Below are 19,879 nucleotides of genomic sequence, written 5' to 3'. Positions count from 1 at the left end.
GTGATTCGGGTTCGATAACTCCATGGAAACGAGTCGTCGTCGCTGACGAGGGTGCCGTCGCTGACTGTCGGTAACGTGGACTCGGTGGACAAGCAGCGCGGTCTCGGAGTGGTCCATCCCCGGGACGCGGCGTAATCACCGCGCCCCGATTGCCAGAATCGCAGGGTGTGACGCGAGCCGGTGGGGCGGGCCCGCGTCAACGAGAATCGGTTGGCAGTAGTGGGGGAAGGGTGCTGTGGTGGGGTTGCTGGAAGTCGCGGGTACAGGTGGTGGGTGCCATCGGTGGGGTCTGCCCGTCGACCTCCGTCCGTCGGTACCCGCGACTGCTACTTGAACGGCGGTGATGGTATACCGATCTTACACCGAATTCCGCCGAATTTAATACGAATTCAGTCCGCCGAAACCGGACTCGAGACTGTTCATACGACGGTTATAGCGTCTGGATGGCCGAACGGGTCACGGAACCGGGATCGGAGAAACCGTATCTGGGCTTTGGCCGCTCGGCCCGACCGTCGGCCGACCGCTCGACGCGTCAGTCGACGAGTTCGTCGGCGACGACGCTCGCGTCGACGAGCTGTGGGTCGATCGCCAGATCGAGTTGACCTTTGACGAACTCGGGGACCGTCCTGCGGGCGTAGACGACGGTGCGGACGTCTCCGTTCAGGTCGCAGACGATCGGGATCGTCGTCGCCTGCCCGATATCGGTCAGCACGTACAGATCGGCGGCGACGATCCCCGCCTCCTCGAGTTGCGGCCGAGAGATGACGCCCTCAAGGCGGGTCACGTCGACGCCTTCGGTCTCGAGTGCCGCTGCGAGGTCGTTCTCGTCGGGGCCGGCGACGATTGCGGTCGTGACCGGACTCATTCGTACTCGATAGTCGCGGGCGGTTTGTGGGTCACGTCGTAGACGACGCGGGCGACGTTCTCGTTCGCTCCCGTGATCCGCGATTGGATGCGCTGGAGCGTCTCCCAGTCGATCTCCTGGGCGCGAGCGGTCATCCCGTCGCGGGAGTCGACCGAGCGCACGGAGACGACCCAGCCGTGAACTCGGTTGTCGCCCTTGACGCCCGTCGCTTTACCGATGACGGCCGCGAGGGCTTGCCACGGATCGTACTCCTCGAGTTCGTCCTCGACGACGTAACAGGCCTGGCGGGCCACCTCGAGTTTCTCCTCGGTGACTTCCCCGATGACCCGAACTGCGAGCCCGGGACCCGGGAACGGCATCCGTTCGGCGACGATTTCGTCGAGACCGAGGTGGCGGGCGACCTCGCGGACCTCGTCCTTGTAGAGGTCCCGGACCGGTTCGACGATACCCTCGAAGTCCACCACGTCGGGCAAGCCACCGACGTTGTGGTGGGACTTGATCCCGCCTTCGCTCTCGATGCGGTCGGGGTAGATCGTCCCCTGAACGAGATAGTCCGCGTCCGCGTCCGTCGCTTCGCGCTCGAACTCGCGGATGAACTGCTCGCCGATGACCTCACGTTTCTCCTCGGGGTCGGTGACGCCGGACAGCGCCTCGAGGAAGCGGTCTTTCGCGTCGACGACGCGAAGCGACTCCATGTAGTCGAACGTCTCTCGTATCTGATCGGTCTCGCCTTTCCGCATCAACCCGGTGTCGACGTACACCGGGGTCAGGCGATCGCCGATGGCCTCGTAGGCCAGGGCGGCGGCGACCGAGGAGTCGACACCGCCCGAGAGGGCGATGACAGCGTTGGCATCGCCGATTTCCTCGTCGATCTCTGCGACTGCGTCGGGGACGAACGTGTCCGTATCTACCATCAGTGAGTTACCTCCGTTTCGGTGTCCGCGTCGGTATCGTCTGTGTCTGCAGCGGTTTCGTCGGTGGCGCCGTCAGCGCCGGATCGCTCGAGAACGGCTTCGACGAGCCCGAGGAACGGCGGGCTCGGCTGGCCGGGTCGGGACGTGTACTCGGGATGGAACTGCGTCCCGAGGAAGAACGGATGCGTCTCGAGTTCGAGAATCTCCATCCGGTTGCCGGCGGTACCCGAGAATACCAGCGGCTCGTCTTCGAACCGGTCGAAGTACTCGGGGTTGACCTCGAATCGGTGGCGGTGTCGCTCGGAGCAGGACGTATCGCCGTAGAGGTCGTAGGCCAGCGTCCGGGGTTCGATGACCGTCGTGTGTTCGCCGAGTCGCATCGTCCCGCCCATGTCGTCGACCTCGTACTGTTCGGGCAGGATGTCGATGACGGGGTGGGGCGTGTCCTCGTCCATTTCGGCCGAGTGAGCGCCGTCGAGGCCGAGTACGTTCCGGGCGTACTCGACGACGGCCATCTGGAATCCCAGACACAGCCCGAGGAAGGGGATGTCGTTCTCGCGGGCGTACCGGACCGCTTCGATCTTGCCCTCGGAGCCCCGCATGCCGAACCCGCCAGGGACGATGATCCCGTCGACACCCTCGAGTTGGCCGTCGTGACCGTCGCTCAGGTCGTCGGCCGCCACCCAGTGGACGTCGACGTCGATACCGACCTCGAAGCCGGCGTGTTTCAGCGACTCGTGGATCGACATGTACGCGTCCTCGAGATCGTATTTGCCGACCAGCGCGACGTCGACCGTGCCGGTCTTGTCGGTCGTGACGATTTCGCGCCAGTCGTTCGTCCGTTCGCCCTCGGGCAGCGCCTCGTCCGCGAGGCCGAAGTGTTCCAGGACGTACTGGTCGAGTCCCTCCTCTTCGACCATCAACGGCACGTGATAGACGTCGTCGACGTCGGGGTTCGAGAACACCGCCTCGGTAGGAATGTCACAGAACAGCGCGATCTTCTCTTTGGTCTGTCGGTCGAGGCGGTCGTCACACCGGCCCACGATGACGTCCGGCTGGAGGCCGATCGAGCGGACTTCCTTGACCGAGTGCTGGGTCGGCTTCGTCTTCTGCTCGCCGTTTTTCGAGTACGGAACCAGCGTGACGTGCGTAAAGAGGACGTTCTCCTCGGGTTCCTCGTGGGCAAACTGGCGCAGCGCCTCGAGGTAGGGCATCCCCTCGATGTCGCCGACGGTGCCGCCGACTTCGATGATACAGACGTCGGTGCCTTCGGCGGCTTCGCGGATCCGGCGCTTGATGTCGTCGGTGATGTGGGGGATGATCTGGACCGTCTTCCCGAGGTAGTCGCCGGCCCGCTCCTTCTCGATGACGTGCTGGTAGGTTTTGCCGGTCGTGATGTTGTGGTCCGAGGTCATGTCGATGTCGAGGAACCGCTCGTAGTTCCCCAGGTCGAGGTCGACCTCGCCGCCGTCCTCGAGGACGTAGACTTCCCCGTGCTGGTAGGGATTCATCGTTCCGGCGTCGACGTTCAGGTACGGGTCGATCTTCACCGCGGTGACGTCGAACCCGGCGTTTTTGAGGAGTCGGCCGGTGCTCGCGGCTGTGATCCCTTTGCCGAGTCCCGACATGACGCCGCCGGTGACGAAGATGAATTTGTTCCCCAGCGAGGGGTCATAATGAGTGTCCGATTCCGTCGGCATACCGAGTGTGCGCGCGACCGATTGAAAACGATTTCGGGAACGCACTGTCCCCGAGACAGGTTGTCACTCTCTTCGGTTGGCATCGCCATCCAGGCGGGACGGCGCTTCGCCGCGGCGGCAGTCGGGAAATTCGTCCGATTCCGTCGGATGGACCCCGTCTACTGAGGGCCGTCGTCCTGTATTTCGACGATTTCGGCCTGGTCGACGCGCTGCGTGTCGCCGCCCAGACGGAACTGGAGCGTCCGTCCTGGGAGGGCAGAATCGTCCCCGCCGCTCGCGTCCGACGGGACGGAAACAGCCGTGACGCCGTCGAGCGTGACGACGCGGCGCTGGATCGGATCACCTTCGTACTCGATCGTCTCCCACGTTTCCACGTCCATGTCGTCCATGTCCGCACCGAAATAGTCCTCCGAATCCGGGTTCACGGTGTCTTCAGTCTGGGACTCGCCGGTCGTCCGATTATCGTCGAACTGGACCTCCTCGTGTTTGTACTGACTGAACGTTACGAGCATGTGCCGATCCACGACGAACCGCACGGTAATGCTTACACGCGCAGTCGCGTGGACCGGTGGCTCACCGCGGACGAAGCCGGCGACGAGACGCTGTCCGCATCACCGAAGCGGGAGCGGTTGTGACGGGTAAACGGCGCCCGCCGTCGATCGTCGGCCACCGACCGGCTCGACGCCGAACCGACGGACACCATCAGACGACCGTCTCCGTTTCGCGCTCGCGATCACGGGCGGGTGCGCCGGGGAGCGTGATCGTCACCACCGATCCGTCGTCACCGCTCTCGATATCGATCGATCCGCCGGTTTCCTGGACGATCCACGTCACCAGCCAGAGTCCGACGCCCGTACTGTGTGCCAGTTGCGTTTCCACGCCCTGCATGATCGGCTCGAGTTCGTCCTCGGGGATGCCGGGTCCGTTGTCGGCCACCTGCACGCGGACGACGTCGCGATCGTCCTCCCGATCGACCGCCACGGTGATCGAAATCTCGAGGTCGGGACGGTCGGCGTGTTCGATCGCGTTCGTGACGAGTTCCTCGAGGGCGGTCGTGACGAACGGACCGGCGGTGGTCCAGGCCGCGTCCGAACTCGTCATCGTGATCCTGACGTCGGGGTGGGCCTGGCGCGTGGTTTCGACGAGCGTCGCGATTTCGGCCGCGAGATCGACCGGGCCCGACTCGTCGGCATCCAACCGCTTGACGACGCGCGCGAATTTTTCGCTTCGGTCGATGATGGTCGTCACGGCGGTATCGACACGGTCGGTGTGTTCTTGCAGCGTCGAGTTCTCGAGTTCGTCGGCGAGTAACGACGTGTGGCCCTTGACGACGTTCAACTCGGTTCGAAGGTCGTGACGAAGGAGCCGGTTGAGGACGTTCAGCCGCTGTTCGTGCTGGCGCTGCTCGGAGATATCTCGAAGGCTAATCAGCTTTCCCGTGACGAGTCCGTACCCCCGCGTCATCACCGACACGCGAACGTCGTAATAGCGGCGTTTGTCGTCGTCCACGAGCGACAGTTCGGTCTGAAGCGTCTCACCGTCGTCGGGGATCGGCGTCTCGACGACGTCAGCCAGCGGCGGACAGACGACCTCCAGTTCGCGGCCAGTCACGGCCGAACCCTCGGACCCGACGATCGCCTGTGCGGCCGGATTCGCGTCGACGACGATCCCTCGAGCGTCGACGACGAGGACCGCGTCGCTCATGGTGTCGATGAGTTCGTCGCGCGCGACCTCTTTCGCGGCGGGGACGAGTTCGAAGAGCCGATGACGAGCGACGAGTCCCAGCAGAATCAACCCGCTGTTCGCCAACATCATGATCGTCGGGTCGAAGCCGAACGGGACGACGTTCGTGATGTAGATCCCGTTTCCAACCCACGGGACGAGGACGGCGACCAGTAAGCCGATCGCCTGGCCGTCGAATCGTTGGTTCGAGAGGAATACCAGTTGCAGGATCAGCCACGTTCCGGCGATCAGTAACAGATAGGAGTACAGGGTATGGAACCAGAACACCGGTCCGAACGAAGCAGCGGGAACGGACAGTGACCCGTACCGCTCGACGCCGGTTACCGTCCTGAACAGGCCGTGGACGTCGTTCGTCCAGATCAAAATGAAGACGAGCGCGGGCACGATCAGCAACGCCGCCAGGGTCCGACGAGTTATCCACCCGTCTCGCCCCGTATACTGGAACGCGAACACCACCCAGGCGACGGGAACCACGACGATTCCGACGTACTGAACCTTCGACCAGAAGAGCATCACCGAGAGATCGGCGCTGTATATCTCGAGTAATTTCGTGAGTCCCCAGACCGTCACCCCGGCCATGAGGACGGCGATCCAGCGAGCGCCCGGGATGTCCCGGTTTCGCCAGGCGGTGACCGTGATTCCGCACGATACGACAGCGGAAAGTGCGACGAGAGGGGGGGTAGACGGAAAGATAGATCGACATAGTACCTCGCTCGATAGACGTCATTTCGTTTCTAGCAACGAGTAAGTATGGGCTGAACGGACGCGTCGTCGATCGTGGGTTGTGGGTTACGACGGACGCCCACCTCCACGTAGACGCGGAATAAAGCGGACTCGAACGAACTCGCGTGTGTCCCCGGGGTCAGGCGCAACCCCGCTCAGCGAGAAGAGTGCGCGGCCTCAGTGGACGCGAGTCGACGACGCACCGTGTTCGTTCGTGTTGGTTCGTCCGCAGCGGACACCGCAAGCGGACCGTCACTTCCCCCAGAACGGATCACGGCTGCGCTGGTTGTCGAGATACATGTTCAGCGCCTCGAGTTCGTCGCCCGGAATTTCGCTCGCGAGTTCCTGTTCGAGAATCTTCGCGTGTTTCTCGGGAATTTCGGCCCAGAGTTCGTCGTCTTCCTCGATCTGGCGGCCGACGGTCGGGCCGTCGATGGCGACGGACACGCGGTTGCCCGCGCGGGCCTCGTCGACGTCTTCGCCCTGCTCTTGAATCCCCTTGATCTGGCCGACTCGGTCGGGTTCGTTCCCCTCGAATTTGACGACGGGCGTGTTGTTCTTGATCGTCCCCGAATTCACCTCGACCCCGACGACCGCGGGATCGTTCTGGCGGAAGGTGTGGTCCGGCAGGATGCGGAATCGAGCGGGCCGGGTGATGTTCTCGAGGATCGTATCCTGTTGGGCCTGTTCGATCCCCTCGATGTAGTCCTCGTACTCGTCGATCAACTGGTAGATCACCTCGTCGGTGAATATCGTCACGTCCTCGATGTCCGCGCGGTCGTCCGCATCGTCGAGGACGTCGACGTTGAATCCGAGAATGACCTTCTGTTTCGAATCGTCGGCCGTCGAGGCGACCGAGACGTCCCGGGGTGCGACGTCGCCGACTTCGGCGCGGACGATCGGGACCTCCGCGTCGCCGAGCGCGTCGGCCATCGCCTCGAGACTACCCAGCGTGTCGGCTTTGACGACGACGCCTTCCTCGGCGGTATCGACGGCGATATCCGCGAGTTCGGCCTGGACCTCGTCGATGACGTCGTCGACGTCGCGGTCGCGGACGACTCGGACCGGTGCGCCGGCCATCGCATTTGCGAGTTCGGGAGCGGCAACCTTGATCCCGGCCGCGGCCGAAACCTCGTCGACTTTCTCGAAGCGGCTTTCGGTGCGAATTTCGGCGAGCGGACGCGGCTGGAGCAACGCACGGACGTCGGTCACGATCGGCTCGTTCATCCCCCCGACGACGATCGTGTCGTCCGCCTTGATCGTTCCGTCGTACAGCACCGTATCGATCGTCGTCCCGAAGCCTTTCTCCTCTTTGACCTCGAGGACGGTCCCCACGCCGGGACCGGTGACGTCGATCTCCATCTCCTCTTTCATGTAGCGCTGGGAGAGGCCCATCATGACCGTCAGGAGGTCGGGGACCCCCTCGCCGGTCATCGCCGACACGGGGACGACGCCGACGTTGCGCTGGAAGTTCTGTACCCGCCAGTACAGATCCGCGGAGAAGCCTTCGTCCGAAAGGTTGCCGATGATCTCGTAGAGGCTCTCGTCCAGGCGCTGGCGCACGCGATCCGACTGCGATTCGTAGGTGGCGGTTATCGGGGCGTCCTCCGTCGCGTTCCAGCCGGGAACGGTGTCGATTTTGTTGGCTGCGACGATAAACGGCGTCTGCGAGCGCCGAAGGATGTCGAGGGCCTCGAGCGTCTGGGGTTGGAAGCCGTCGTTGACGTCGACCACGAGGATCGCGATGTCGGCTAACGCACCCCCGCGGGACCGAAGCGTGGTAAAGGAGTGGTGACCGGGCGTGTCGATGAAGAGGAGGCCGGGAAGGTCGAAATCGTCGGGATCGACGAGGTCGCCCGCGATCGAGGAGATGATGTCCAGCGGGACGGCAGTCGCACCGATATGCTGGGTGATCGCGCCTGCTTCGCCCTCGATAACCGCGGACCCGCGGATTTTGTCGAGGAGACTTGTCTTGCCGTGATCGACGTGTCCGAGGACGGCGACGATCGGCGTTCTGAGGGATGTAGGGTCGCGCGTGTTCGTGTCCGACATGATGAACCACCCGAGAAGGTCTTACCTAAATCGTCCGTAGCGCCGTAGTTAAACCCATCGTCATCCCCGTTCCGGACGCAGGAGTCGCCGCCGGGGACGAACGCTCCGACTCGAAACGGCCACGAGGGGAACGTGACCCGAACGGCATTCGCTTCGGTTCGACACCCATTCGGGAGGTACGAGGCCTCTCGAACCGATGAGAGCGGGATTTCGGCACCGTTTCGCACGCACTCCATGGTTTTTAATACCGATTAGTAAGTACGGGGTAGCATGAGCGATATACTCGCTGAAAACCTCTCGGGGAAGTCCGTCATGGGGTCGGACGGAACCGAGCTCGGATTGCTCTACAACATCACGATGGACCTCAAATCGGGCGCGCTCCACGACCTCGTCATCGAACCCGACGAAGCGATTTCGCGTCGCGCCGTCGACTTCGAACTCAACGACGCCGGCCGCTTTCTCGTTCCCGTCAACCGCGTCCAAGCGGTGAAAGATTACATCGTCGTCCAGCGCTAACGGTATGTACGTTCTCGACTCCTCGGCTTTTATCCACGACTTTCATACGACAGAACAGACCGCGACCATTCCGCTCGTTCGCGACGAACTCGAGGACGAAAGCGCCTATCGCTACGACGCGATGGAGGGCTCCGGGATGCACATTCACATTCCGAACGAGGACACGACGGAAAAGGTCCAGCGCGCGGCCCGCGAATCGGGTGACCTCGAGGTCCTCTCCGACACCGACGTTCGCCTCATCGCGGCGAGTTTCGAACTCGACGGCGTCCTCGTCACGGACGATTACGCGATGCAAAACGTCGCGGAGAAGTTGAACGTCGCCGTCGAAGTGATCGCGCGGGAGGGGATCGACGAACAGCGTCACTGGTCGTTCCAGTGTCAGGGCTGTGGCCGCGAGTTCGACGAGCAGAAAGACCGCTGTCCGATCTGTGGGTCGGAACTGGCGCGCAAGAACCCGTCGTAACGGGGCGTCGCAGGGTCGTTCTCACCGGTAGATGAGATAGAGGTTCGCGAAGACGGCCGCGTTGTACAGGCCGTGGATCAGCGCCGGGACGAGCAGGTTATCGGTGCGTTCGTAGATCCCCCCCAGAACGACCGAGAGCCCGAAGACGGTGCCGAGACTGGCGATCACCGCGCCCAGGCCGGCCGTGGCGTACGCGAGCACGTGAACACCCGCGAAGATGACGCTGGCAACGGCCACGGAGCCGAACCGCGAAAACGTTCCGTACAGCGATTTCTGGATCACGTTTCGGTAGAGCAGTTCCTCGAACGGGCCGATGACGAGAATCGCGATCGGGACCAGGATCAACAGCAGTTCGGGACTCTCCTGGGCCCGCTGGGCCGTCGCGTGCTCCGCGCTCTCGACGCCGGTCGATTGCATGAGGATACTAATGGCCTGGAGCGTCCCGAAGAGGACGAGCAGCCCGGCGACGGTCCAGGCGACCTCACGCAGCGTCGGCCGTCGAAGGTCGATGAACGAGAGATCGCGATCCGTCGTCCGAAGGAACGCCACGACGACGAGAGCCGTTCCGACGACCACGCCGATCTGGCTGACGAGCTGGGTCGCGACGAGCCGTTCGATCTCGGAAAGCGTCTCGAGGAACGGGTAGACCGGAATCGCGAGGACGAACATCACGAGCTGCGGGACGAGGAGACCGCTGAGCCCGACGACCGAAAGGGTGAGCGTCAGCTGGCTCCGCCGTTTGAGACCGGCGATCCCGATCCCGTAGTAGTCCGCGACGCTGATGCTGGCGGTCAGTCCGGCCGTGAGGAAGCCGATGAAAACGACCGGTATCGATATCGAGATCGCCGGCACGGTGGTGGGTGCCGTGACGCCCTGGTTCAGGGCGTAGCCGGCGAGCAAGACGACGGCACCGCTCGAGACCGCGGCGATCGGTGCGGCGATACGGCGCTCGACGTCGCTGTGACGGCGAACCAGAAAAGAGAGGACGGCGGCGACGGCGAAGGCGACCCCCGCCCAGACGACGGGATCGCCGACGCCGCGGCGGACAGGAACGAGCATCGCGATCATCGTGATCCCCGCGAGAGTGGTCCCGATCCCGGGAACGACGTCGGAGGCGATCGGTCCGGTGTCGTCGGCCTGTGCAGTCTCGGTCATATGGGTGTGTTCGTGCGAGGACTCATAGGCTCACCGCAACCGGACAGCAGTCCCGTCCGAGCGGATTGCGGTTCATCACGCTCGAGTTCGAGTTGCAGTCCATCACAATCGGGTCGCGGTTCATCACAATCGGGTCGCGGGCCGACGGCAATCGTCCACGGGCTGCCGCAATCACGACGATCTGACCACGGCCGGACGCCGCCACCGGGACGGCTGTGCGAGCGAACTATCGTTCGATTCGAAGTTCCGTCTTCTCGGCGACGGCCTCCGCTTCCGCGAACTCACCGCCACCGAGTAACCCGCGAGTCGCCTTTTTCGCCCACTCGACGGCCGGTTGCTCGAAGGTATTGACGCCGTACAGTTCGCCCGCGAGGACGCACGCTGCTTCCATGCCGTAGAGCAGGCCGCCGAGTTCGTACTCGTCGACCTGCTCGATCTCTACGCGGACGTTCGGCCGGCCGGCGGCCGCGAGGCTTGCCTCCGTCGCTTCGAACTCCGCCTCGAGGAGCGTTCCCAGCGTCGAATCGCCGAGATAAGCCAACTCCTCGACGCCGGTGTCGGGGATCGGCCGGTCACCACCGTCTCGCGGCGTGACGAAGGTGACGAGCTTGTCCCGCGGGCCGGCCCGGTACAGCTGCAACTGCGAGTGCTGATCCGTCACCCCCAGCGCCCGCACCGGCGTCTGGCCGAGATCGTCTTTCCCGAGGCTCTCGGCCCACAGCTGGGCGAACCACTCCGCGGACGTCTCGAGCGACTCCGCGTACGGCATCACGGCGTTCACGCCGGCCCCGCGCCCGTCGAGCGCGTAGGTCGTCGTGCCGTAGGCGTAGGCGGGACAGTCGAACAGCGACCCGGACAGCGTGTCGGCCTCGGCGGCAGCCCCCGCGAGCAGCGCCTCGAGGTCGTGGCCGCAGACCGCCGCGGCGACCATGCCGACGGCGGAGAGCGCCGAGAAGCGCCCCGGGACGCCGTCGGGAACGGTCAGGGAGGGCAAGTCGTGGCGGTCCGCGAGGTCGCGGAGCGGTCCCGATTCGCCAGTCGTGACGATGGTCCGCTCGGTCCAATCGACGCCGGCCGACTCGAAGGCCTCGCGTACGACCAGAAAGTTCGCTAGCGTCTCCGCCGTCGTCCCCGATCGCGACACGACGTTGATCGCCGCGTTCTCGAAGGAGACGCGTTCGAGCTGTCGCGAGACCCACTCGGGGTCGACGTTGTCCAGATAGATCGCCTCCGTCCCCGACTCGAGCGCGTTCGTGATCGTCGCCGCGCCGAGCGAACTCCCGCCGATGCCGACGGTGAGCAGCGTCTCGACGTCAGCGACCGGCTCGACCGCCGTTCGAATTTCGTCCGGGTCGGTCCGTTCCGGCAGATTGAGCGCTTCGTACCCGTGTTCTCCGTTCGCCATCCCGCGTTCGATGCGTTCGTGGGCGACCGCCACCTGCTCGTCCAGTCGCTCGAGGGAGTCCCTCGAGACGCCCGGCGACGCGACGGACGCGAGCGCGTTACCGATGTCGACGTCCATATTCGAGCAGGCGACCGCCGCGATTAAAGTCGTTCCGTGATCCGTTTCTCGGGCGGCGGATCGATCCGTCCCAGCCAGCCCCGGGGATGTCGGTCGTCCGATAACGCGTAAGATCAGGAACTGCAACTCGAACTCGTCGAATCAGTTCAAATCGATTGCGGAACTTACAATATATCCGATGGTAATTTAAATCGTAATGAGAGCGAGAAGAGAGGTACTCGCCGGGGTAGGCGCGACCGGTCTCGCAGCCGTCGCCGGCTGTCTCGGCGGTCGTGGCGTCGATTCCGGGTCGGCCCGCGAGTACGACTGGTCGACGGGTGGTGCCGACGACCGGCGGTCGCGGGCGATCCCCGACGGAGTCGCGCCACGAGAGGAGGCCACGGTCGACGAAACGTTCGAGTTCGAGGCCCACCCCGTCACCGCAGCGCCGGCAGTCGCCGACAGCGCGATCGTGATCACGACCGGCCGTGACGTCGTCGCGTTCGACGCGGAAACGTTCGAGCGGCGGTGGTCGGTCGATCCCGAGAACAGGGGCGTGTCCTACGGTGGAACGGCAACGATCGCCGACGGAACGGTGTACGTGGCCGGCGACGAGACGTTTCGGGCGATCGACCTCAAGAGCGGAGCACAGCGCTGGAAGTTCGGGTTCGAGTACCCGTTCATCGATCACTCGCCGACGTACCGGGCACGGTCCGAAACCGTCTACGCCGCGGCGGGCGAGTACGTTCGGGCGTTCGATGCCGAATCCGGTGACGCCGTCTGGGAACGGCGCCTGTTCGGCATCGTCGGCGGCTCGCTTGCGTTCAACTATGCGCCGTCAATCAACCTGATCGTTCCAACGCAGGGTGGAGAGCTGTACGCACTCGATAGCGATGGCCGAGTTCGCTGGCGGCGACAACTTCCGAAGGAGATCACGACGACGCCGACGCTGCTCGGATCGGACGACCGCCGGGGCGGCAGGAGAATCGTCGTCGGTTGCCTGGACGGCCACGTCTACTGTTTCGACACGAACGGGAATCGCGAATGGCGCGCCAGCGCCGGTCCGTTCGCCGACGGGCCGATCGCCATCGGTCACGGGATGGTTTTCATCCGGTCTGGATCGACGCTCTACGCGATCAACGCGGACAACGGTGATCACGAGTGGCGGGTGAATATCGGGAGCGACCACCGAAATCCGCCGATCCTCGTCGGAGATACCGTCTACATCGGCGGCGATCGGCTGCGCGCGATCGCCATCGGCGGCGGAACCGGCGTTCGGCAGTACCGATTCGGCGAGACCCGCTTCGAACACGCCGTCGACGGCCGCGTCTCGTTCGTCAGCGCCGCTCACGGGAGCCTCTTCGTGGTCGTGCACAAGGACGAGGGGAGCGCCTTCGAACTGCAGCGCCTCTCGTAGCCGCCGGACCCGGCGATCGGGACGGTCTCCGCGAGACGAAACCCCAAAGCCGATACGCCCACTACGGCCGACCATGAGCGAAAAGACGGGCACGTTCGTCGTCACGCACGCCGAGAGCGAGTCGGCGGTCGTCCGCGACGTCGACACCGCACAGGTCCACACCCTCGCGTCGAACCCCGGCCTCGAGGTCCGCGACGTTCTCGAGGCCACCGTCGCGCCCGACCCGCCCCTGGAGGTCGCCTGGGAGGTGATCGACGTCGCGGACCGGCGTTCGATCGATCTCGTCGACAGCGACCTCGAGCCGACCCGTCACGCCGCCGACCTCGCGAGCGAGGCCGAGATCGGCGACCTCGTCCGGGAAGAACGGGCCGGAACCGGCGAGATCCACGTTTTCCGCGTCCCCGAATCGGACGTCGAATCCGCGGCTCGGGACGTCCTCGAAGACGAGGAGACGATCGCCCGAGCGGCCCGACTCGAGGCCGTTCGCGTGGAAGTCCGTCGCTCGGCGGACGACGGCGTGGTGAGCGTTCGGTATCTGCCGGACTGATATCGCGGGCGACACGAGCGGACCCCAGTCACGACTGTCACGACCGGTATCCGTCCACGGCGTTCACTACCGTGTCGTCGCACGCCCGACGCGAATGCTGTCGGAATTGAGAAAACTTACTTCGGGGGGCGTCCTGGTGGCGGATATATGGCGTATTTCGACGTACCGGAGATCGATTATCCCCGGTACAGTAACCGCCAACTCGCGGCGGTTCCGCTCGCGGTTCTCGCGGTGGCACTGCTCGTCTTGAGCGGGTCGTTTCTGATGTATGGAACCCCGGTCCCGCTCGGGATGGACTTCGCCGGCGGGACGGAGTTGACCGTTCAGACGACGACGCCGGAAGGACAGATTCCCGCGGCGTTCGACGCGCAACCCGAATCGGTGACGGGCGCCGGAGACAACGAATACATCGTCCGGTTCTCGGAGACCGACTCCCAGGCGCTTTCCGAACAGGCCGAGGAGAATCTCGCGGGAGACGGCAACAGCGAAATCGTCCAGTCGGTCTCCTCGACGTCGGCGAGTTTCGGCGAGCAAAGCCAGCAGACGGCCCTGCTGGGGCTCGTCGTCGCGTTCGTCGGCATGAGCGCCGTCGCGTTTCTGCTCTTTCGGACGTTCGTCCCCTCGATCGCGATCATCATCTCGGCGTTTTCGGACCTCGTGATCCCGCTCGCGTTCATGTCGCTCGCCGGCATTCCGCTCTCGCTCGGGACGGTCGCCGGCCTCCTGATGTTGATCGGGTACTCGGTCGACTCCGACATCCTGCTGAACAACCACATCCTGCGCCGCAGCGGTGACTTCTACGAGAGCACGTACCGCGCGATGCGCACCGGCGTCACGATGACCGTGACGTCGATGACCGCGATGCTCGTGATGGCCATCGCGGCGACCCTGTTCGGCATCGACCTGCTGTCGGCGATCGGGACCATCCTCTTCGTCGGCCTCGCGGCCGACCTGATGAACACCTACATGCTGAATCTGAGCTTACTCCGCTGGTACAAGTTCGAGGGGATCCGCTCATGAGCCCGATCGGCACGATCAAATCCAACTGGCGGGTCCTCCTGCTCGTCCTGTTCATCGGCTTCGCCGTCGTGGCGCTGTTCGTCCCCGGCGGCATCGTCGCCGACGACGGCCTCGCCGAAGACGCCGTCGAGAGCGGCCCCACCAACCTCGAGTTCGGCCTCAGCCTGGACGGCGGGACGAGAATCAGAGTCCCGGTCACCGGGATGACGGCCGAAGACATCGCGCCGGACGCGGTCAGCGACACCGGCGATGTCGACGAGGACCGACTCGAATCGATCGAGTCGACGCTGTATCAGGAACTCGGCGTCGATCAGGCGGACGCCAGCGTCGACGTCCACGACGACGGGACGGTCACCGCGGAGGTGTTCACCGGGAACGTGACCGAAGCGGAGTTCGCGGCCGCGTTGCAGGCGGCGAACGTCGACGCCACCGAGGACGACATTCGAGACGGCGTCACCGAGCAGACCCGCGGGCAGATGATCGAGACGATACAGACGAAGATCAACGCGGCGGGACTCTCCGGCGGCACGGTCTACGAGGCGTCGACGCTCGACGACGAACACTACATCGTCGTCGAAGTGCCGAACATGGGGTCCGACGAGCTTCGAACCCTGCTCTCCGAACGCGGGGTCGTCGAGGTCGTCGCCTACTACCCGAACGAGAGCGGCAACCAGACCAACCAGACTAACGAGACGGTACTGACAGGAGAGGACATCGCGAACGTCGATCCGCCAGAACAGGCAACGGGACCGAACGGGCAACCGATATCGGGATACGAGGTCCCCGTCCAGGTCAAAGACGAAGCCGCCCCCGAGTTCCAACAGCAGCTGAACGATCTGGGCTTCACCAGCGAGGGGATCCGAATGTGTAACCTCCGCGGTGATAGTGATGAAATCAGCTTCGACCACGAGGGTGAACAGTACTGTCTCCTGACCGTCGTCGACGGAGAGGTCGTCGACGCTCACAGCATGTCGGATGGTCTGGCCAGTTCGATGGACAGCGGCAGTTGGGCCGACAATCCAACCTTCCTGATGGGAGCCCAGAACCAGCAGGACGCCCAGTCGCTCTCGGTCAACCTCCGGGCCGGCAGCCTGCGCGCACCGCTCGACTTCGAGGGGAGCCAGGTCTACTCGATCGAGCCGTCCCACGCCGAGCAGTTCAAGCAGTACTCGCTGTTGATCGGCCTGCTCTCCGTCGTCACCGTCAGCGGCGTCGTCTACGCCCGCTACACCGACACCCGCGTCGCCCTGCCGATGATCGTCACGGCGATGTCGGAGGTGGTGATCCTGCTCGGGTTCGCCGCGCTGATACGCATGCCACTGGATCTGTCCCACGTCGCCGGGTTCATCGCGGTCGTCGGGACCGGCGTGGACGACCTCGTGATCATCGCCGACGAGGTGATGGACGAAGGCGACGTCAGCTCCGCTCGAGTATTCCAGTCGCGGTTCCGCAAAGCGTTCTGGGTCATCGGCGGGGCCGCCGCGACGACGGTCGTCGCCCTCTCGCCGCTGGCCGTGTTGAGTCTCGGGGACCTCCGCGGGTTCGCCATCATCACCATCCTCGGCGTGTTCATCGGGGTCATCATCACCCGGCCCGCCTACGGCGACATCCTGCGGCGCCTCATGACCGACCAGTAACGCCGTTTCTCGTTCGGCCACCGTTCTCTTCGAGTCCCCCTCGTGCGACCGCCGATGCGGATCGCTGTCGCCGCGGCTATCGGCCAACTGTCGAAACGGTCGCGGGTTTCGGTCCATCGCCTGGGTTGCGCCGCCGGTGCTGACTATTCTCAGCGGCGGAATCGACGGATCGGCCGGACGTCTGTCCCGAAGAGTCCGAGACGGTTTGCGACTCCATTCACGAAATGAAAGGAGGGGACACATTCATATTTTCGTGTATTATAACTGTTGATGATGTCCGATAGCGATCGAATTAAGAGGCGGAACGTGCTGAAGTCGTCCGGGAGCGCGATCGTGGCCGGGAGCGGACTGACCGCCGCGACGTCGTCCGTGCAAGCCACCCACTCGAACTGTGGCGGCTGCGATTCGGACGAGCGGTGTGGATACGCCGCCACGATCTACGACGGCTGCGGTGGTAACGACACCGGGTGGAGTCTGGCGAACTGGACCTGCGTCACGCCGATCGACGAGTGTACGACCGGAACGTGGCCGTTCTGGCAAACCGACTGGATTCGACTCGAGGATTGTACCGGACCGGATAGCGACGAGTGCTGGATCAAAAAATCGGAGCTGGTGGATAACCACTAGCGGCGGTCCACGGTGACCGAGCGGGCGAACCCCGGATGCTCCCGGGTCGCTGTCGGTCACGGTGGTTGTGGTTCGGAAATCGAACTGCACCGCCGCACGACCGCTTTCGCGACAATCAGCCATTTTGAAACAGCGCAACACGGGGTTCAGAGCCTCGAAAAGTGAGAGGGTGTCAGTCGACCGGTATCAAAGCGAGTGACAGTCCCCGCAGTGGGTGCCGGGCGTGCCGACTACCCGCCATCCGATATCGAGACCGACGAGCCGTCGCCCTCACGATCAGCCGACGCGGTTGCACCGTCGGACGGCGCGCCGTACTCGAGGAGGTGGTCCACGGCCGCGATTTCGAACCGAATCGTCCCGAGGTAGCTCTCGACGGCGCGTCTGGCAGTCTCCTCGAGGCCCCGGTCGTCGACGGACTCGAGGACGATTTCGGCCTGCTTGTCGATTTCCTCGGGGCGGGACTCGATTGATCCGGGGTCGCGCCCGCCGTCTGTGAGCGCTTCGTCGCGGCGAGGGGAGGTCGGTGACGGCCGGTCGACTTCGTCGCCCTCGCGGACGCCGGGACCGGCGGCGATACGGCTCTCGGTTGGCGAATGAACGTCTTTAGGTTCGGAGCGTTCGGGTTGCATGAGCGGACTCTCCTGTGGTGGTGATCCGACTCCGGCGTGCAGGTGGCACGTCGGACCACGACGGTCCGATGGAGTCGGCCCCACTCGAGAGGTTTCCCTCCGTGCGCATATATTTTTCTAACGATTCGCAATCGAAATACAACGTTTCCATATTAGATTCAGACGTTTTATTATCAATTTCATACATATCGGTAAAACTATGGTTACGAACCCACCCACCGTAGATGTGGCACGACAACGGGCCGACTGGATGCGTCCGGTCGACGAGCACATCCTGGAAACGATGCGAGATGAGGGAAATTTGACACCGCAGGCGGTCAAGAACTTCGGCGTCTGTTCCCGGAGTCACGCCAGCGTACGACTTTCGAAACTGACGGAGTACGGACTGGTCGATCGGATCGCGCAGGGGCTCTACCGGCTCACTGACGATGGGCGAGCGTTTCTCAACGAAGAACTCGACGCCGGCGCACTCGAGCCGAAAACGGAGTAACGTCGGACGAAACGGATCCGCGAGAGTTCTTCGACGCGGCTTCAGCACGGTGCCTGTCGCCGAGCCTCGGCGTCCCGCGTGGCCCCGGGGGGCTTCTTGTGTGACAGTCCGGCGGCCGGTACCTGTCGGCGACTGGTTTCGGCTCGGACGCGCCCCGACGGCAGCCGTGTCCTCGGCCGCATCGGGGTCGTCGTGCGCCTTCTGCCGGTAACCTTCGGCGCCGACCGCTACGGACTGCCCTATTGTTCCGCCAGGGGCAGGGCGTCACCCCGCCGTTAGATACAGATATGTGTGCCGTTAATCTTTCGAAAGTCGACGCGAGTATCTTCGGCGGATGGCTCGGGTACCGCGCTTCTCGAGACTCGAGCGCGGCGGGGACACAGTCTACTGTCGGAGCCGACACGCTCGAGCAGCGTCCAGGGTCCCGACGAGGGTGCCGCGAGGCGGAATCCGTCACGTCAGGGAGTCCGAGAACTCAGTCGCTCGGCTAACTGATCCGAAACGTCGGTGAGGTACGCGGTTCCGATGGTGGCGACGAGGAGGGCGCCGACCGTGTCGTACGCGAGGTCGAGGATGGTGTCTTCGAGCCCGTACTGCGTCAGGATTCCCGGGATCCCGAGTAACTGGGAGACGACGCCGACGTAGAACTCGAGGAGCTCCCAGACGACGCCGAACGCCATCATGAACAGGAGGAGGTACGCGAACATGAACGTCGGCGGGAACGTAACGGCGTCGGTGTGGACGTCCAGGGCTCGCGCGGTGGCATACCCGACGGCGGCCACGAGCGAGGACGAGAACGTGTGGGTCACGTGATCCCACCACCAGACGGCCTTGTACGGCGTCAAGAAATCGAGACCGGGCAGCGGGAGCGTTCCGAACGCGTGGAGAAACATGGAGAGCGTGATCCAGAGGACGAGCATCTCGTTCATCGTGAACGCGTAGCGGCGTTCGAAGAGTGCGGGAAGCTGCGTGACGAGCAAGGCGATTCCTCCGTTGACGACCACGCCCGGCCTTCCATACCAGACTCCGGCGACGAGAATCGCGATCATGACGAGTTGCAGAACGCGGACCAGCAGTGCGGCCCGCTCGGGGGTGAGCCGCAGTCGCTCGCGGACCGTCACGTCGATTTCACCCGTTGTGGTGGTGATCGAGGTGCGTTTCGGCGCCGCTGCCGGAAGTACAGCCAGAAAGCGAGACCCGAGAAGAGCCCGGCAAGGAGCGCGACGCTGAAGATCAGCATGAGTTCGTCGTTCGTCTCGACGAACGTGCCACCGAGATATTCCGAGCTGACCGCCGAGGCGACCGCCCAGAATCCGGCGACGGCGAGCGTGACGATACAGACGAAGACCACGGCGAAGGCGGGCGTCATGCGAAGCGACGTCGTGAGCTGGAGCGCGTTGACGACGAGCATCGCGAGCGCTGCGATACCGACACCGACGAAGAACTGGCCGAAGAACGTCGGCTGAAGCGGGACGAGTACGAGCGGCAGTGACGCGATACCGAGGAGCGGCCAGGGGAGCGTGTGGGTCCACGAACGTGCAACCAGTGGCGGGACAGACGCGACCGCCGTTGCGACTGCCGCGAACGCGACCCCGCCAACGAAGCCCGCGAAGAGAAACGCAATTACCGCGCTGGCGAGAATCCCGGTACCGGCCCACGTGATCACGGCGTTCGTTCGGCTGTCGACGACGAACCACTCTTCGTCGTACTCTCGGCTCATCGTGATATCCGGTGGTGAATCGACGGTCGACGGCCACTGCGGGTCCCCGGATTCGGTACCTTCGAATGCGTATCGGTCATAGACCTCTCACCGACGACGAGCGAAAAAGAACCTCAGTGTCGGCGATTCGGACACTCACGGTCGCGAACAAACTCGATCG

The 19,879-nt window shown here is 64.1% G+C and carries 19 protein-coding genes; 8 read left to right on the top strand and 11 right to left on the bottom strand.

Annotation, left to right across the window (positions count from 1 at the left end; translation table 11 throughout):
- Window positions 1-532: 532 nt before the first annotated feature.
- The 6 genes from NJT13_RS13965 to infB all read right to left on the bottom strand — a co-directional run bounded on the left by NJT13_RS13965 (window position 533) and on the right by infB (window position 7,997).
- Window positions 533-865: a DUF7126 family protein gene (locus NJT13_RS13965; RefSeq protein ID WP_254522255.1), complete on the bottom strand. Its 333-nt coding sequence runs from the start codon at window positions 863-865 to the stop codon at window positions 533-535.
- Entirely contained in the window at window positions 862-1,779 is a 918-nt protein-coding gene (guaA, locus tag NJT13_RS13960; protein ID WP_254522254.1) for a glutamine-hydrolyzing GMP synthase, read from the bottom strand. The genes NJT13_RS13965 and guaA overlap by 4 nt, the downstream gene beginning before the upstream one ends.
- Window positions 1,779-3,479 carry a glutamine hydrolyzing CTP synthase gene (pyrG, locus tag NJT13_RS13955; protein WP_254522253.1) on the bottom strand — a complete coding sequence of 567 codons (1,701 nt, stop codon included), beginning with the start codon at window positions 3,477-3,479 and terminating at the stop codon, window positions 1,779-1,781. Before pyrG ends, guaA begins: the two co-directional genes overlap by 1 nt.
- Before the next feature lie 158 nt (window positions 3,480-3,637).
- Window positions 3,638-3,991, bottom strand: a complete 354-nt coding sequence (locus NJT13_RS13950) for a hypothetical protein (protein WP_254522252.1) — start codon at window positions 3,989-3,991, stop codon at window positions 3,638-3,640.
- Between the two features lie 190 nt (window positions 3,992-4,181).
- Entirely contained in the window at window positions 4,182-5,915 is a 1,734-nt protein-coding gene (locus tag NJT13_RS13945) for a sensor histidine kinase (protein ID WP_256549431.1), read from the bottom strand.
- 282 nt (window positions 5,916-6,197) lie between these two features.
- A complete protein-coding gene (gene infB, locus NJT13_RS13940) occupies window positions 6,198-7,997 on the bottom strand; it encodes a translation initiation factor IF-2 (protein ID WP_254522251.1) in 1,800 nt (599 codons plus the stop codon).
- Between the two features lie 270 nt (window positions 7,998-8,267).
- Here infB and NJT13_RS13935 point away from each other — a divergent pair, with 270 nt between their 5' ends.
- Together NJT13_RS13935 and NJT13_RS13930 are read left to right on the top strand one after the other, a co-directional pair.
- Window positions 8,268-8,513: a PRC-barrel domain-containing protein gene (locus NJT13_RS13935; RefSeq protein WP_254522250.1), complete on the top strand. Its 246-nt coding sequence runs from the start codon at window positions 8,268-8,270 to the stop codon at window positions 8,511-8,513.
- 4 nt (window positions 8,514-8,517) lie between these two features.
- Window positions 8,518-8,976 (top strand): NOB1 family endonuclease, encoded by a 459-nt coding sequence (locus tag NJT13_RS13930; protein WP_254522249.1) that lies wholly within the window; start codon window positions 8,518-8,520, stop codon window positions 8,974-8,976.
- A gap of 21 nt (window positions 8,977-8,997) precedes the next feature.
- Here the strand turns inward: NJT13_RS13930 and NJT13_RS13925 are convergent, their stop codons facing one another.
- Together NJT13_RS13925 and NJT13_RS13920 are read right to left on the bottom strand one after the other, a co-directional pair.
- Window positions 8,998-10,131, bottom strand: a complete 1,134-nt coding sequence (locus NJT13_RS13925; protein WP_254522248.1) for a CPBP family intramembrane glutamic endopeptidase — start codon at window positions 10,129-10,131, stop codon at window positions 8,998-9,000.
- A 226-nt stretch (window positions 10,132-10,357) separates the two neighbouring features.
- Complete coding sequence (locus tag NJT13_RS13920; protein WP_254522247.1) at window positions 10,358-11,653, bottom strand: glucose-6-phosphate isomerase; 1,296 nt, start codon at window positions 11,651-11,653, stop codon at window positions 10,358-10,360.
- Window positions 11,654-11,849: 196 nt separating this feature from the next.
- Here NJT13_RS13920 and NJT13_RS13915 point away from each other — a divergent pair, with 196 nt between their 5' ends.
- From NJT13_RS13915 to NJT13_RS13895, 5 genes are all read left to right on the top strand, one after another.
- Complete coding sequence (locus tag NJT13_RS13915) at window positions 11,850-13,049, top strand: PQQ-binding-like beta-propeller repeat protein (protein WP_254522246.1); 1,200 nt, start codon at window positions 11,850-11,852, stop codon at window positions 13,047-13,049.
- A 73-nt stretch (window positions 13,050-13,122) separates the two neighbouring features.
- A complete protein-coding gene (locus NJT13_RS13910) occupies window positions 13,123-13,596 on the top strand; it encodes a DUF5812 family protein (RefSeq protein WP_254522245.1) in 474 nt (157 codons plus the stop codon).
- Between the two features lie 147 nt (window positions 13,597-13,743).
- Window positions 13,744-14,616, top strand: coding sequence for a protein translocase subunit SecF (gene secF, locus NJT13_RS13905; RefSeq protein ID WP_254522244.1), 873 nt, complete (start codon window positions 13,744-13,746; stop codon window positions 14,614-14,616).
- On the top strand, window positions 14,613-16,253 hold the full coding sequence (locus NJT13_RS13900) for a preprotein translocase subunit SecD (protein WP_254522243.1): 1,641 nt from the start codon (window positions 14,613-14,615) through the stop codon (window positions 16,251-16,253). The genes secF and NJT13_RS13900 overlap by 4 nt, the downstream gene beginning before the upstream one ends.
- Window positions 16,254-16,523: 270 nt before the next feature.
- Window positions 16,524-16,880: a hypothetical protein gene (locus NJT13_RS13895; RefSeq protein WP_254522242.1), complete on the top strand. Its 357-nt coding sequence runs from the start codon at window positions 16,524-16,526 to the stop codon at window positions 16,878-16,880.
- A 230-nt stretch (window positions 16,881-17,110) separates the two neighbouring features.
- On the opposite strand, the gene NJT13_RS13890 is transcribed toward NJT13_RS13895, so the two are convergent.
- A complete protein-coding gene (locus NJT13_RS13890) occupies window positions 17,111-17,509 on the bottom strand; it encodes a hypothetical protein (RefSeq protein ID WP_254522241.1) in 399 nt (132 codons plus the stop codon).
- 250 nt (window positions 17,510-17,759) lie between these two features.
- On the opposite strand from NJT13_RS13890, the gene NJT13_RS13885 reads away from it, so the two are divergent.
- Window positions 17,760-17,999: a helix-turn-helix domain-containing protein gene (locus tag NJT13_RS13885; RefSeq protein WP_254525460.1), complete on the top strand. Its 240-nt coding sequence runs from the start codon at window positions 17,760-17,762 to the stop codon at window positions 17,997-17,999.
- Window positions 18,000-18,457: 458 nt separating this feature from the next.
- Here NJT13_RS13885 and NJT13_RS13880 read toward each other — a convergent pair whose 3' ends face one another.
- The gene (locus tag NJT13_RS13880) at window positions 18,458-19,120 is read right to left on the bottom strand and encodes a DUF2238 domain-containing protein (protein ID WP_254522240.1); all 663 of its coding nucleotides are present in this window, start codon (window positions 19,118-19,120) and stop codon (window positions 18,458-18,460) included.
- Entirely contained in the window at window positions 19,117-19,719 is a 603-nt protein-coding gene (locus NJT13_RS13875) for a hypothetical protein (protein WP_254522239.1), read from the bottom strand. Before NJT13_RS13875 ends, NJT13_RS13880 begins: the two co-directional genes overlap by 4 nt.
- Window positions 19,720-19,879 lie beyond the last annotated feature (160 nt).

This window comes from Natrinema caseinilyticum (assembly GCF_024227435.1).
Lineage (GTDB): Archaea > Halobacteriota > Halobacteria > Halobacteriales > Natrialbaceae > Natrinema > Natrinema caseinilyticum.
This window is presented reverse-complemented; position numbering and strand designations above follow the sequence as displayed.